This window comes from Enterococcus sp. LJL120 (genome assembly GCF_054871765.1).
Map to the genome: position 1 here is coordinate 33,075 of NZ_JBTXLV010000010.1, position 13,520 is coordinate 46,594.

The 13,520-nt window shown below is 41.6% G+C and carries 15 protein-coding genes; 14 read left to right on the plus strand and 1 reads right to left on the minus strand.

The window, feature by feature from the left end:
* Nucleotides 1–109 precede the first annotated feature (109 nt).
* Nucleotides 110–1,195: a DUF3810 domain-containing protein gene (locus ACYSNU_RS15605; protein WP_461738096.1), complete on the plus strand. Its 1,086-nt coding sequence runs from the start codon at nt 110–112 to the stop codon at nt 1,193–1,195.
* Between the two features lie 62 nt (nt 1,196–1,257).
* Here the strand turns inward: ACYSNU_RS15605 and ACYSNU_RS15610 are convergent, their stop codons facing one another.
* Nucleotides 1,258–1,629, minus strand: coding sequence for a winged helix-turn-helix transcriptional regulator (locus ACYSNU_RS15610; protein WP_461738097.1), 372 nt, complete (start codon nt 1,627–1,629; stop codon nt 1,258–1,260).
* 108 nt (nt 1,630–1,737) lie between these two features.
* Here ACYSNU_RS15610 and ACYSNU_RS15615 point away from each other — a divergent pair, with 108 nt between their 5' ends.
* The 13 genes from ACYSNU_RS15615 to leuC all read left to right on the plus strand — a co-directional run bounded on the left by ACYSNU_RS15615 (nt 1,738) and on the right by leuC (nt 13,512).
* Nucleotides 1,738–2,946 carry a dipeptidyl aminopeptidase gene (locus ACYSNU_RS15615; RefSeq protein WP_461738098.1) on the plus strand — a complete coding sequence of 403 codons (1,209 nt, stop codon included), beginning with the start codon at nt 1,738–1,740 and terminating at the stop codon, nt 2,944–2,946.
* A 53-nt stretch (nt 2,947–2,999) separates the two neighbouring features.
* Nucleotides 3,000–3,830: a helix-turn-helix transcriptional regulator gene (locus ACYSNU_RS15620; RefSeq protein WP_461738099.1), complete on the plus strand. Its 831-nt coding sequence runs from the start codon at nt 3,000–3,002 to the stop codon at nt 3,828–3,830.
* Nucleotides 3,831–3,899: 69 nt separating this feature from the next.
* A complete protein-coding gene (locus ACYSNU_RS15625; RefSeq protein WP_461738100.1) occupies nt 3,900–4,310 on the plus strand; it encodes a hypothetical protein in 411 nt (136 codons plus the stop codon).
* Between the two features lie 23 nt (nt 4,311–4,333).
* A complete protein-coding gene (locus tag ACYSNU_RS15630; protein ID WP_461738101.1) occupies nt 4,334–4,999 on the plus strand; it encodes a hypothetical protein in 666 nt (221 codons plus the stop codon).
* Nucleotides 5,000–5,563: 564 nt separating this feature from the next.
* Nucleotides 5,564–5,845 carry a hypothetical protein gene (locus ACYSNU_RS15635; protein ID WP_461738102.1) on the plus strand — a complete coding sequence of 94 codons (282 nt, stop codon included), beginning with the start codon at nt 5,564–5,566 and terminating at the stop codon, nt 5,843–5,845.
* A 60-nt stretch (nt 5,846–5,905) separates the two neighbouring features.
* Nucleotides 5,906–6,079: a hypothetical protein gene (locus tag ACYSNU_RS15640; protein ID WP_461738103.1), complete on the plus strand. Its 174-nt coding sequence runs from the start codon at nt 5,906–5,908 to the stop codon at nt 6,077–6,079.
* A gap of 88 nt (nt 6,080–6,167) precedes the next feature.
* Entirely contained in the window at nt 6,168–6,680 is a 513-nt protein-coding gene (locus ACYSNU_RS15645) for a hypothetical protein (protein WP_461738104.1), read from the plus strand.
* Nucleotides 6,681–6,720: 40 nt separating this feature from the next.
* On the plus strand, nt 6,721–7,392 hold the full coding sequence (locus tag ACYSNU_RS15650; protein WP_461738105.1) for a response regulator transcription factor: 672 nt from the start codon (nt 6,721–6,723) through the stop codon (nt 7,390–7,392).
* The gene (locus tag ACYSNU_RS15655; protein WP_461738106.1) at nt 7,392–8,450 is read left to right on the plus strand and encodes a HAMP domain-containing sensor histidine kinase; all 1,059 of its coding nucleotides are present in this window, start codon (nt 7,392–7,394) and stop codon (nt 8,448–8,450) included. The genes ACYSNU_RS15650 and ACYSNU_RS15655 overlap by 1 nt, the downstream gene beginning before the upstream one ends.
* Before the next feature lie 21 nt (nt 8,451–8,471).
* The gene (locus ACYSNU_RS15660; protein WP_461738107.1) at nt 8,472–9,089 is read left to right on the plus strand and encodes a hypothetical protein; all 618 of its coding nucleotides are present in this window, start codon (nt 8,472–8,474) and stop codon (nt 9,087–9,089) included.
* A 462-nt stretch (nt 9,090–9,551) separates the two neighbouring features.
* Nucleotides 9,552–11,090, plus strand: coding sequence for a 2-isopropylmalate synthase (locus ACYSNU_RS15665; RefSeq protein WP_461738108.1), 1,539 nt, complete (start codon nt 9,552–9,554; stop codon nt 11,088–11,090).
* Nucleotides 11,087–12,142, plus strand: coding sequence for a 3-isopropylmalate dehydrogenase (leuB, locus tag ACYSNU_RS15670; protein ID WP_461738109.1), 1,056 nt, complete (start codon nt 11,087–11,089; stop codon nt 12,140–12,142). The genes ACYSNU_RS15665 and leuB overlap by 4 nt, the downstream gene beginning before the upstream one ends.
* Nucleotides 12,142–13,512, plus strand: a complete 1,371-nt coding sequence (gene leuC, locus ACYSNU_RS15675) for a 3-isopropylmalate dehydratase large subunit (protein WP_461738110.1) — start codon at nt 12,142–12,144, stop codon at nt 13,510–13,512. The genes leuB and leuC overlap by 1 nt, the downstream gene beginning before the upstream one ends.
* Nucleotides 13,513–13,520 lie beyond the last annotated feature (8 nt).

A 13,520-nucleotide genomic window follows, 5' to 3' on the forward strand; every position in this document is an offset into this window, starting at 1 on the left:
AGAAACCGCTCAACTAGCTTGAGTCGCTTCTAGAATTTTTTTGATTGAAAGACCCTCCCTACAGGTTGTAAAATAAAAGCAGGAAGAATGCTATATTAAAGGGGAACCCATGAAAAAATTTTTATTGAAACGTTGGCTGTGGCTGATTCCGGGCGTTTTGGCCTTCCTGTTGACCCAGTATGCCAAAGCTAATCCCGTCTGGACAGAGCAGGTTTATAGTTTAACTATTTATCCTAAGCTGACCACTGTCGTCGGCTTTTTGCCATCATTAGTCTCGTTTTCTTTGACAGAGTGGGTGGTTGTGCTATTTATCATTTTTGTTGTCGCTTTACTGATTTTTTATATCCGCAAAATAATCAAGGGTCAAAGTCATCGAGGTTGGACTGCTTATAAAGCCTTAGCAACAGGTTTTGGAATTTTCAGTATGGTTTATTTTGTTTTTACAGCTTTGTGCGGATTAAATTACTATCGCCAAACCTTTACTTATTACACGGGTTATACGTTAGGGGAAACCGATGAAACCCAGTTGCAGCAGCTCTGTCTCGAGTTGGCCGAGGAATTAGACACGATTCGGGCCCAATTACCGGAGGATATTTATTCTTCACAGGATTTTGAAGCCTATGCAGAACTTTCGGTGACGGCAGTAGCGAAATTGACAGAAACTTATCCAGTGCTAGAGCGCTCGTTATATTCTAAGCCCAAGCCGGTTTTATTATCAGAGGTGATGTCGCAGGCGGGAATTTCCGGTGTTTTTTTTCCATTTACGATGGAATCCAATATTAACAAACAGGTGCCTTTTTACATGATTCCTTCGACAATGGCCCACGAGCTGGCACATCAAAGTGGTTTTATGCGGGAAGATGAAGCTAATTTTATTGCGTATCTTGCTAGTCAGAAAGTTGATAATCCGCTGATGAATTACAGCGGATTGTCATTAGCCTTCAACCACGCTATCTCAGCTTTAAATCGGGTCAATGCTGAACAAGCAACGGCTATCAGAGAAAATCTTTCTGAAAAAGTTCAGGAGGACCGGGCCTATTATGCGGCCTATTTGAGTAATTATCGTGGCTTATTTTATCATTTCTCTACCAAGGTCAATGACACTTATTTAAAGGCCAACAATCAAAGCGATGGCGTCGCCAGCTATGGCCGAATGGTAGAGCTGATGTTGGCGGAGCGGCGGGAAGTTGGCTGAGAAATCCAAATTTTTTAACATACTTTAGTCTAAAAATTGCTTGCTCGTTTGAGAAGGAATTTTCAGATTAAAGTTTTTTTTTTCATCGTTTCAAAGTTTTCCCGGCTTGTTAAAATAGCTTGTTCATTTTCCCGCAACCAACTTTTAACTGTCTCTAAAATCGGCAACACGCTGAGGCCCAAGGGAGTCAAGCTATAGCTAACTGGAAAGCCAGTTGAGCTTGCCCCTTCCTTTTGAATCAGACCAGAAGCTAATAATTGCTGCAGATTTTCCGTTAATACTTTGCGGGAAACGCCAGCCATTGCCCGATCAAGTTCTGCAAAGTTATAAGTTTTTTCGACTAACAACAGGATTATAAAGGGCACCCACTTGCCTAATAACGGCAGCGCCACCTCTCGCAAGCGTTGTTCATTATGAAGATTTTTGTTTTGCACCTTGAGGTAACCTCTTTTCTAAATGATAGCAACTTATTATAATGAATTTCATTATAGCATGAGCCAAAATAATCAGTTGGCAACATCAGGAAAGAAAAGGCGAGTAGAATGAAAAAACACTTTTTTAAGAATTTTGCATTTGAGTTTGAGACAACCCGTTTAATGTGGTATGCCCCTTTTGGCGGAGCAGATTATGGGGAAGTGGCTACGGTGGCTGAAAAAATCCAAGATGGCAATTATGAATCCTGGTATGTCCAGTGGCAAAAGGTTGCTGAGAAATTGCAGCGACGCGGGCAACAATTAGAGGAAAACGGACTGCAGGAACTTGCAGCAGCTGCATACTTTAGAGGAAGCCGCTATTATCAAGCGGCCGAATTTTTCCTGTCGCCAAGTGACCCTCGCAAAAGAGAGGCTTATCAAAATTCAGTAGATTTGTTTTATCAGGGGCTGGATTTGAAAAAAATCACCTTTGTGAGAAATGAAATTGAGTATGACGATCTGAAGTTGCGCACTGTTTATTTTTCCACACAGCAAGCTGCAAAAGGCACCATTTTTATCTGTGGTGGTTTTGATGCGTTGTTGGAGGAATTGTATTTTACTAACGTACAGGCCGCTACACAGTCTGGCTATGATGTGGTTCTTTATGAAGGTCCAGGACAGTCGGCAGTCATCAGAAATTATCAGCAACCCTTTGCAGCTAATTGGCACCTAGCTGTTAAAGCAGTCGTATCTTATTATGAAAAAGAACGTGGGCCCTTGAAAAATAAAATTGGTATTGGCCTCTCCTTAGGCGGTTTGCTGCTGGCGAGGACTGCCAGCTTTGAACACCAGTTGTTTGATAAAGTGGTCTTATACAATTATTTCCCTTCCATGCAGGAATCTTTTAAATTTGCCTTGCCAAAATTTTTGCATCCTTATTTGGAGAAGGGCTTTCCCGCAGGATTGGAAAATATTTGCAGCTGGTATATTCGCCATCACAAATTTTTAAACTGGCAGGTAGAGCACGCAAAATGGGTATTTGGTGCCACTAGCCTCAATGATCTTTTGGAAAAAACAGCTGCTTTTAGCGAAGAGCTAGCCTATAGCAACTTAACCACTGATTGCTTAATCTTTTTGGCAGAAAAAGAAAATTATTATGATTATCGACTGGGCCTAAACTTCTTTGAAAAAATTCCTGCTCTCCGAAAAAAATTAGTCTGTTTCAATAAAGAGAACTTTTCTTCTGACCTCCATTGCCAAAATGGTGCAGCCTATGAATCTCAAGAGGTATTATTTTCATGGCTGGCAGAGCTGGAGACAGAAATTGACATTTCTTAATTGGATTGGGATAATTTATGGAACAAATCGGAAATGAAAGCAGGACACTGCCAATGGAAAAACAACAGTTTGGGCACACTTTAAAGGCTCTACGTAAGCAAAGAGGTTTGTCGCAAAAGCAAGTCTGCCAAGATATTTGCTCACAACCGATGTTATCGGCGATTGAAGCTGGTAAATATTTACCCAATAGTCGACTGATGATTCAACTATGTCAACGTTTGGAAATTCAGGCAGAAGTTTTGGTTTTGGATAGCCATTATGCTATCAGTGAGAATCTTTCCTTTAGTCAAAAGGTCGAGGAATTATGCAATTCCCATCAGTATAGAGAGTTACAAGAATTTCTCCTGCAACCTGAAATCTTGGAACAGCTGACCACGCAAGCGCAATTTCAAGCTTACTATTACTATTTAGGTTGCTGTGAATTTCATAATAGCCAGAGTATGCTACAGTCTGAGGAAAACTTCAAATTGTCTTTAGCAGAGGTTAAACAGGCTGCTAAACCCTCTAGCTTAACCCGTTTGGCTTTTGCTAGCTTGGCAATTATCAGCGCCAAGCGTCAACAGCACAAGAGTACAATAGCTTATCTTGAACAAAGTCTGTTGGATATAAAGACTGCGCCATATGAAGCAAATCTGAATATTATTTTTTACTTGGATGCTTTAGCGTTGTTTGAATTGGCGGATTATCCAGCAGCAGCCGCCATGATTGAAGAGGGCGTTGGGTTTATTACTAGCCGCAACTCGCATTTCATGCTGGCCAATTTATTTTATTTATTAGCTTTGACTGCCGAAAAGTCAGCTGAAAGCAGCCAGTTTCAATCTGCTAGCAGTAAGAGTGCTCTGTTGGAGGATTTATTTCAAGAAGCAGTGTTCAAGAAAATATAAGAACGCTTATTTTTTTAATTACCTAGATTTCGTTATCCTTTGTTTATCAAATAAAGGAGGCGGTTTAACATGACTAAACCACTATTTACAAATGTCACAAGTACGACAGCAACGACTGAAAGGGTTCGAGATTTCTTATTAGATTTGGAAAATATCGCACGATGGGCTCCGGAGATTAGCTCCTTGCAGAATAGCGAAACGGGAATCAGCATAACGAGGTCAGGACATGCGTTGAACGCTGTTGAGGAGATATCTGTGACCGAAGATGACGGCAAAATTATTTATCACAGCACTGGCGGCAAGCTGGCCTATGATTTAGAGTTTGTCCTAGAAAGCCAACGCCAGCACACGCAAATTTTCCAAGTGCTTCATTTAACGGAACCCAATTTTTTAAGCATTCCCCTTTCACTAGTTAAACCAATAATAAAACAAGCATTTCAAGAAAATCTGAGTCGCTTGGCAACAGTTGTACAATTATAAAACGAATGTTAAAAGGAGATAATATGTTAGATATCTTATTGATTGGCCCCCTCGGCTGGGAAGCCTCGGTCTGGCAATTTGTGACCGAGCAGTTTCCTACTAAAAGTTTTGCTTATCTCACTTATACAGACGAAAATTTAGAACAGCTAACAAGTAAGGCTGATTTTCTTAATCAGCTCAGAGACTTGCACGTACAGCTGACAGCGGAAACCGTGATTATCTCAGCATCTTTTGGAACAGTCGTTCTTCTCAGCTTTTTAGAGGAGAATTTCATCAACAATCCGCTGATTTTGATTGATGGCTTTCAACAATTGCCGGAAAAAGACGCAATTCCTGCGCTGTTTGCCGAACGTCCCGAAGAATTTTCCGATAAACAAGCCTACTTGAACAGCGTCTTAGACGAAACTGCTCAAGAAAATTCACCATTGGTAAAAATTGCACTGGATAATTTAACGGAAAAGCTACGAGTGACCACCTCAAATCACAATTACGTAAAGGCTTTGTCAGCCTTTAGCGGCGTTAATCCTGCAGAAATTTTGCAGCGGCTGGCTCTTGAGACTAGTTATGTTTTCTCTAGTATGCCCATTGCAGGAGTGAAGCTGACAGCCATTACTCCGGAAAATCATTTGCTAATGCTGACCAATCCGCAGCAGTTGTTGGCTGTGATTGGTGAAAAATTAGCACAATAAAAACTTCGTAATTCCTCACAACTTTTGCTGTGAGGATTTTTTTCTGCCATTTAACATTTCCCAAACAATTCCTGAACAAGTCTTAAATAATCCCTCAGTAAACTAGAGCCATAGAAGCATTGAAAAGGGGTTATGAGGATGATAGCATTAGCGCTTGTTTCGGGTCTGATTGTCGTGTTGCTTAGCTTCGTAGAGGATGTCTTTCACCATTCTTTGCGAAATCTGATTTATTTTAAGAAACAGTTTAAATAGTGTTGCGATGTCATTGATTAATTTGAGGAGGTGTAGCAATGATTGGTGTAATTGTCTGGCTTTCAAAAGCTATCGCAAGTTTGTTTTAAAAATTAGCATAAAAATCATTTTAATATTTTAGCAACAATTCATGAACTATTTGGTGACATTTTCCAGTTATATTCATCTTGTAGCTAAGAGCGATAGAAAGTTTGGAGGAATTCGAATGGTAAATAAGAAGGTAGCTACAATCGTAACGATTGGCGTTGGTTTATTAGTGACAGGCTTAATTATTAGAAAAAAACATAAATAATTTTCAGGAGGAATTTTAAAATGAGTATAACAATTGTAAGTATTATCGTGGGAATCATTGTGGCAGGCCTATGGACACTATTGGTAGATTTTATTTCAAAGGAACGCAGCGGTATGTTGTGGGCCATCAATTTAGTATTAGGAGCGTTGGGGGCAGTTGCAGCCAATCAATTGTTGGTTTATGGTCCAATGGTATTAGGAATTTCAATTTTACCGGCGCTGGTTGGCTCGCTAGTTTTGGCGATGATAGCGACTTATGCAGTTAAAAAAATCACCAAAAGCCACAAGATAACTAGCAACTAAATTTCGTTTGTTTACACTAATTCAGCAATTTTTAAATATAAATACAAGGAGCGATTTATCATGACAGAATACAAATTAAAAACGCCTAAAACAGCAAAGAAATTAATTGATGCGAATAAAAAAATTGAAAAAACGGTGGTTGGCGGCTATCAAAAAATTGAAGATACCGTTGTGGACACCTACAAAGGGATTGAAAAGAAGTTTGTTGACAAATTTTTAGAAGAAAAAGACTAACAGAATCATATCTTTTTATCATTGGCGGCATGGAGAAAATTTTCAACCAGTCGCCTGTACATAACCTTTTTTGAAAGAGGAGAGCAAAATGGAACAGGAGAAAAATTTTATCGGCTACGAATATCTGGATGTCGCTTTGGCACCAGCTGTGACGGCCATTTATATTGATGGCTATCAAAACTTTGGCTGGGAGCTGCTGGATAAACGCAGTGAGAAAATTCGGCAAAAAGAAGTTTTGCAATTTAAACGCAACCGAAAAATTAGAAATAAGGCGGAGCTAACCCGCCTGCAACGCCAGTTTGACAGTATTGTAGTGGATATTCAACATGCTGAAAAAAGTAAAAAAACAGTGCCTAACTTGATAGCAGTCTCAATGTTTATTATTGGCTGTGCTTTTATGGCCCTCTCAGTCTTTGCGGTGACAGATGGCAGCATTTTGAAGAGTATTCTTTTTGCGGTGCCGGGCTTTGCCGCTTGGCTTGGCGTTTACTTTGCTCACCAAAAGGTAAAAGCGTTCAAAAGGCAACAGCTGCAGCCGAAGGTCGAGGCTGATTTCGATTTAATTTATGAAATCTGTCAAAAAGGCAGCCGCCTTTTGTGATGGATGACATATAATAGAGGTAAAAACGGGGTGAATAACGATGGTGCAGATTTTACTGGTGGAGGACGATACCCGTCTCAATAAAGTTATTTTGGAAGTATTAAAGCAGCATGGCTATCAAGCGCAGGGTTATTTATTGGCCAATGAGGCTTTGACCGCGCTGGATAATCAAAATTTTGATTTGATTATCTCTGATATTATGATGCCGGAAATTGACGGCTTCGCCTTTGCCAATATGGTGCGGGCTTTGGATAAGCAGATTCCGATTCTTTTTATGAGCGCCCGCGATGATTCCTTGTCCAAGGAAAAAGGCTTTCGTATTGGGATTGATGATTATCTGGTGAAGCCGGTCAATCCTGAAGAGTTAATTTGGCGGATTGAAGCCATACTGCGGCGAGTGAATATTTCCAGCGAGAAAAAAATTGAGCTGGGTCAGTTTATTTTAGACAAAAAAAGTATGACGGCTTTGAATGACGGCGAAGAAATTCAGCTGACAAATCGGGAGTTTAATCTTTTATTTAAGCTGCTAAGCAATCCCAACCAAGCTTTCTCGAGAGCTCAATTGATGGATGAATTTTGGGGTTTTGAGAGTGATTCAACCCTGCGTTCAGTGGATGTTTATATCACTAAGTTGCGGGATAAGCTTTCTCAAGTAGAGGCTTTTGAAATCAAAACAGTCTACGGAGTCGGCTACAAGGCGGTGGCCCGCTGATGAAAATTTTAGCATCAAAATCAAAAATTCTGCCCTTTGATATGGGCGGTTTTTTTCGGACTTTCGTGGTATTGTTGCTCATTGGTTCTGTTCCTGGTCTGATTCAGGGGAATGAATTTTCGCTGGCAGTTGCCGTGGAGAATGCCGGTTGGTATTTTATCTATTGGTTTGTGATTGCGGCACTGGTCAGCGTCTATTCAACAGTAAGAAAATATCGGGCCTATGACCGACCGATTGCGGCTTTGTCGGAGGCCTCAAAAAAAGTGGCGGCTGGTGATTTTTCAATATACATCGACCCTAATTTGACCCAAAAGAGTAATCCTTATTTAGCTCGCATGACCACTGATTTTAATGTAATGGTCAAAGAATTAGGCTCGTTGGAAACCTTGAAATCTGATTTGGTTTCCAATGTCTCCCATGAGCTGAAAACACCATTAGCTGTTATTAAAAATTATGCGGAGGCACTGGAGTCTGCACCTTTGACGGAAGCTGAAAAGAAAGAACATCTCGAAGTTATTATCAAGGCAGCTGACGAATTGACTGAGACGATTACCAATATTTTATTATTAAATAAATTGGAAAATCAGGGCATCATTCCTAAAAGCCAACCTTATAATTTAGTTGCTGAACTCTCTGAGGTTATTTTATCCTTTGAATCCCTCTTTGATGAAAAAGAACTGCGGGTACAAGTCGAATTAGAAGATCGAGCTTTGGTGGACTTGGATTGCAATTTGCTGAACCTAATCTGGCGGAATATTTTAGCCAACGCTATTAAATTTTCCCATAATCAAGGAGAAATTCTGATTGAGCAAACCTCCACCAGCGAGCATATTATTGTCGAAATCAGTGATACTGGTGTGGGTATGGATAGCCACACCCTACAGCATCTTTTTGATAAATTTTATCAAGGGGATTCTTCACGAAAGCAATTAGGAAACGGGCTAGGCTTGGCCTTGGTGAAGCAGGTTTTAGAATTACTACAAGCTGAAATTACTTGTTACAGCGAGCTGGGAAAAGGCAGTCGTTTTATCGTCAAACTGCCATCAAGTAAAGAATAAATACGAAGGAGCAAAGCCGCCATGTTGGATATTAAAAATCAAGTCGTACGTCTAAAATGGTCGGCAATCGGTAGCTACGGAATCGCTTGCGGTAAATTCATTTTTGCCCTGCTATCCTTCTCCATCTTTTTAGGGGTGAACGCATTTTACACAGCCGCTATTGGCTTAGGCAAACATCAGGGCGTATTGGGCATGGGCAAAGCCGCCGATCAAGAAAAAATCTATTATCGGCGGGTTGGTCTGCTCATTTTAGTGGCCAGCGCTATCTACTTAATTTATGCCCTGCATTTATTTATTGATCAAGAGACGGTTTATTATCAACCGAATGTGGCAATTGCGATTGCCACCATTTCATTTACTGAGGTGGGCGTCAGCATCTATGGCATTTTAAAAGCCAATCGTCAGAAAAATTTGCTGCTACAAGCGGTAAAATTGCTGAATCTATCTTCGTCATTGATTGGCCTGGTGCTAACGCAAAGCGCCATTTTATCTTTTTCTTCTGATTCCCAGCATCAGGCAACGGCCAACGCCATTTTAGGCCTGATTTTTAGTGGAGTGACCATGGGCATCGGGCTGTGGATGATTTCAAAAAGGACCAACAAGAAAAGTTCCGAGGTTGAAGACAACAGACTCTCTTAGGTTATAAAATCTATCACTCGGCAATTATTTTTTCAATCCAAAAAAAATTTATAATTCAGTCAAGCTTTTTAAAACAATCTATAATACTTATCAACCGCCTGAAAAAGTCTCCTTTACAGGCGATTTTTTATTTTTCTGAGGGATAAGTTATTCTTATGGAATTGAAGTAGAGAATGATTAAGTAAATTTCTTTTTATTCTGAATATTGAAAAAACACTTGACATTTTTTCCTTTTACCAGTATCGTTGACTGCATACTAAATTAACTAAAAATTCTGAAAATTAAAAGGTGATTTTAATGACCAATCAAATTAAAGGCTATTCACGTTCATACGTTTACTTATTAATCTAGCGGGGCTCTTTTTCTTGTAAAAGATAAAAGGAGTCCTGTTCGCATTGCATAAAGTTAAAAACTTTATGGAATGCTTTTTTTATACATTTATTTCATTAGGAGGAAATGATTATGGCCAGAGAAATACAATTTTTTGATACGACATTGAGGGACGGCGAACAAACACCGGGGGTAAATTTTAATCCTCAAGAAAAATTACAAATTGCGCTCCAATTAGAAAAATGGGGCATTGATACCATCGAAGCCGGCTTTCCCAATGCTTCGCCGGGGGATTTCGAATCGGTGACAAGCATTGCCAATGCTTGTCAAAGAATGACTGTTGCCGGCTTGGCTCGTTGCAAAAAAGAAGACATTGATGCAGCGTATAAAGCGCTAAAGGGAGCCAAGTATCCGCAGATTCACGTTTTTCTGGCTACTAGCCCAGTGCATATGGAATATAAATTGAAAATGACTCCTGATGAGGTATTAGATTCAATTACCGAGCATGTGACCTATGCTAAAAAATATTTTGCCAAGGTACAATTTTCACCGGAGGATGCGACGCGGACACCGATTGACTTTCTGGTGGAGGCGGTTCAACGGGCAGTAGATGCCGGGGCGACGATCATCAATATTCCCGATACAGTTGGCTATTCTAATCCGACTGAATATGGACTAATTTTTAAAACAATGCGAGAAAAAATTCAGACTACCGAAGAAATTATTTATTCCTCCCATTGCCATGACGATTTGGGGATGGCGACAGCTAATGCGCTGGCGGCCATTGAAAATGGCGCCAATCGGGTAGAGGGAACGGTCAACGGCATCGGTGAAAGAGCTGGCAATACCGCCCTTGAAGAAGTTGCGCTCGCCCTTTATGTCAGAAAAGATTTTTACCAAGCAGGTTCGCAAATTGTTCTGGCGGAAACGAAAAAAACGAGTGACTTGGTGTCCAGATTGTCAGGAATCGCCATTCCTAAAAATAAGGCGATTGTCGGCGGCAATGCTTACGCCCACGAGTCAGGTATCCATCAAGACGGCGTGCTAAAAAATCCAGAAACTTATGAAATTATCACACCGCAATTGGTGGGTATTCAAACCAATTCACTGCCACTGGGCAAACTTTCTGGGCGCCACGCTTTCTTCGCTAAGATTAAAGAGCTGGGCTACGATTTGAGTGAGGATAAGAAAAATGCAACCTTTGAAAAATTCAAAGCTCTGGCAGATAAAAAGAAACAGATTACCGATGTCGACCTGCATGCGCTAGTGACGACACAACAGCAGGTGCAAGAAGCCCAAAGTGTTTTGGAAAATTTACAGCTGCAATATGTTGCTAACGGCAAGCAAGGGGCCATTGTTGAAATTAAGTGTCCGAAAAATACGACTAGTTACGTCGGCACCTCGGTTGGTCAAGGAAGTATTGAGGCAATTTATTCGGCAATTGACGAAGTTTATGCACGGCCCGTTCGTCTGGCGGAATACCAAATTCGCGCGCTAACTGAAGGGGAAGATTCCCAAGCAGAAGTGCGGGTGATGATTGAAGACATCGAAACCCACCACATGTATACCGGCGTTGCCATCAATTTTGATGTTTTGAAGGCTTCAGCGTTGGCTTATCTGCAGGCAAATGAAACGATGAAAAATATTTTTAAAGAGGAGCAAAAAGCATGAAGACAATTGTAGCACTGGCGGGCGATGGCATTGGCCCAGAAATTATGGCAAGCGGTCTAGAAATTTTAAAGACGATTTCAGCAATCAATCAATTGGAGTTTACGATTGAGGACAAAGTCTTTGGCGGAGCTGCCATTGATGAAACGGGACAGGCTTTACCGGCAGACACGCTGGCGGCCTGTGAAAAGGCCGATGCCATTTTATTGGGAGCCATCGGCGGACCAAAGTGGCAGACAGGTTCTGAAACTCCTGAAAAAGGCTTGCTGGCCTTGCGAAAATCTTTAAACCTCTTTGCCAATATTCGTCCAATTACGATTTTAGACGAACTAGTGAAATTTTCACCGATTAAAGAAGAGATAGTCAAGGGCACGGACTTTGTTGTTGTCCGAGAGCTGACCGGCGGCATTTACTTTGGTGAACCGAGAAAATTGAGTCCGGAAGAAGCGCTAGACACCAATGTCTACACGAGAAAAGAAATTGAACGGATTATCCGCCAAGCCTTTGAGCTGGCGAAAACTAGACGGAAAAAAGTCACCTCTGTTGATAAGGCCAATGTTTTGGCTACTAGCAAACTCTGGCGCTCCATCGCCGAAGAAATTGCGGCAGAATATCCAGAGGTCACATTTGAAAATCAGTTGGTGGATTCCGTCGCAATGAAAATTATCCAAATGCCGACAGCTTTTGACGTGATTGTCACGGAAAATCTTTTCGGCGACATTTTAAGTGATGAGTCCTCTGTCTTGGCCGGCTCCATCGGCGTTTTGCCAAGTGCCAGCCACAGTGATAATGGGCCTTCATTATATGAGCCGATTCACGGGTCGGCTCCGGATATCGCCGGGAAAAATTTAGCGAATCCTTTGTCGATGATTTATTCGATTACCATGATGTTAAAACAAAGTTTTGGTTATTTTGCCAGTGCTGAAAAAATTGAACAGGCCTGCGATCAGGTGATAGCCGCCGGGATTTATACTCCCGATTTAGGCGGGAAATACGGAACCAAAGAATTTACACAAGAAGTCATCAATACACTACAATCGACGGAGGTAAGATAATGGCGCAAACTCTATTTGACAAGCTGTGGGAAAAACATGTCATCACAGGAAAAGAAGGCGAACCCCAGCTTTTATATATCGATCTGCATCTTATTCATGAGGTGACTTCGCCGCAAGCCTTTGAAGGACTGCGGGAAAATCAGCGGGATGTGCATCAAAAAAAGAAAACCTTTGCGACGATGGATCACAACACGCCGACTAAGGATATTTACAATATCACCGATTTGATCTCGAAAAAGCAAATCGACACGCTGCGGGAAAACTGCCAAGAATTTGGCATCGAGCTGTGTGACAACGGTTCGGAAATGCAGGGGATTGTGCATATGGTCGGACCAGAAACCGGCTTGACGCAGCCGGGAAAAACAATTGTCTGTGGTGACTCCCATACGGCAACTCATGGAGCTTTCGGAGCGCTAGCTTTTGGGATTGGGACCAGCGAGGTGGAACACGTTTTTGCAACGCAAACCTTGTGGCAAAGTAAACCCAAAAAAATGGGCGTAAAAATTACTGGTCAATTGCCTGAGGGCGTCTATGCCAAAGATATTATTTTGGCTTTGATTGCCAAATATGGCGTTGATTTTGGTGTCGGTTATGCTGTGGAATACCTAGGCGACACGATTGAAGCTCTTTCGATGGAGGAACGCATGACCATCTGCAACATGTCGATTGAAGGTGGCGCTAAGATGGGTCTAATTGCGCCAGATGAAAAAACTTTCGCCTATGTCGCTGGTAAACAACATGCACCAACCGACATGGCGGCTGCCATTAAAGATTGGCAGCAGTTGAAAACAGAGGAAGGTGCTCAGTTTGATGAGCTATTGGAATTAGATGTCAACAATCTAGCGCCTTTTATCACTTGGGGAACTAATCCCGGCATGGGCATTCCGATTACTGACAAGCTGCCGGAAATCAAAGATATCAATGATGAGAGGGCTTATCAGTATATGGACTTGGTCCCGGGACAAAATCCGACTGACATTAATATCGAATATGTTTTTATTGGCTCATGTACCAATGGCCGGCTTTCTGATTTGCAAGAAGCGGCTAAGATAATTGAAAACAAAACGATTAAAGATGGCGTGACCGGCATTGTTGTACCCGGTTCACGACCGGTTAAAAGAGCAGCGGAGGCCCTGGGCTTAGATAAAATTTTTCAAGCAGCGGGCTTTGAATGGCGGGAACCGGGATGTTCAATGTGTCTCGGGATGAATCCAGACCGCGTGCCAGAAGGCATTCATTGCGCTTCTACGTCAAACCGCAATTTTGAAGGCCGGCAAGGAAAAAATTCCCGCACGCATATCTGTTCTCCGGCCATGGCGGCAGCGGCAGCCATCAACGGAAAATTTGTCGACATTAGAACAACCATTTAAGGAGAAGA

What these genes read in the sequence shown, in the direction of transcription:
- ACYSNU_RS15605 (WP_461738096.1), top strand. Translation starts at nt 110, where the DNA reads ATGAAAAAATTTTTATTGAAACGTTGGCTGTGGCTGATTCCGGGCGTT.
- ACYSNU_RS15615 (WP_461738098.1), top strand. Translation starts at nt 1,738, where the DNA reads ATGAAAAAACACTTTTTTAAGAATTTTGCATTTGAGTTTGAGACAACC.
- ACYSNU_RS15620 (WP_461738099.1), top strand. Translation starts at nt 3,000, where the DNA reads ATGGAAAAACAACAGTTTGGGCACACTTTAAAGGCTCTACGTAAGCAA.
- ACYSNU_RS15625 (WP_461738100.1), top strand. Translation starts at nt 3,900, where the DNA reads ATGACTAAACCACTATTTACAAATGTCACAAGTACGACAGCAACGACT.
- ACYSNU_RS15630 (WP_461738101.1), top strand. Translation starts at nt 4,334, where the DNA reads ATGTTAGATATCTTATTGATTGGCCCCCTCGGCTGGGAAGCCTCGGTC.
- ACYSNU_RS15635 (WP_461738102.1), top strand. Translation starts at nt 5,564, where the DNA reads ATGAGTATAACAATTGTAAGTATTATCGTGGGAATCATTGTGGCAGGC.
- ACYSNU_RS15640 (WP_461738103.1), top strand. Translation starts at nt 5,906, where the DNA reads ATGACAGAATACAAATTAAAAACGCCTAAAACAGCAAAGAAATTAATT.
- ACYSNU_RS15645 (WP_461738104.1), top strand. Translation starts at nt 6,168, where the DNA reads ATGGAACAGGAGAAAAATTTTATCGGCTACGAATATCTGGATGTCGCT.
- ACYSNU_RS15650 (WP_461738105.1), top strand. Translation starts at nt 6,721, where the DNA reads ATGGTGCAGATTTTACTGGTGGAGGACGATACCCGTCTCAATAAAGTT.
- ACYSNU_RS15655 (WP_461738106.1), top strand. Translation starts at nt 7,392, where the DNA reads ATGAAAATTTTAGCATCAAAATCAAAAATTCTGCCCTTTGATATGGGC.
- ACYSNU_RS15660 (WP_461738107.1), top strand. Translation starts at nt 8,472, where the DNA reads ATGTTGGATATTAAAAATCAAGTCGTACGTCTAAAATGGTCGGCAATC.
- ACYSNU_RS15665 (WP_461738108.1), top strand. Translation starts at nt 9,552, where the DNA reads ATGGCCAGAGAAATACAATTTTTTGATACGACATTGAGGGACGGCGAA.
- leuB (WP_461738109.1), top strand. Translation starts at nt 11,087, where the DNA reads ATGAAGACAATTGTAGCACTGGCGGGCGATGGCATTGGCCCAGAAATT.
- leuC (WP_461738110.1), top strand. Translation starts at nt 12,142, where the DNA reads ATGGCGCAAACTCTATTTGACAAGCTGTGGGAAAAACATGTCATCACA.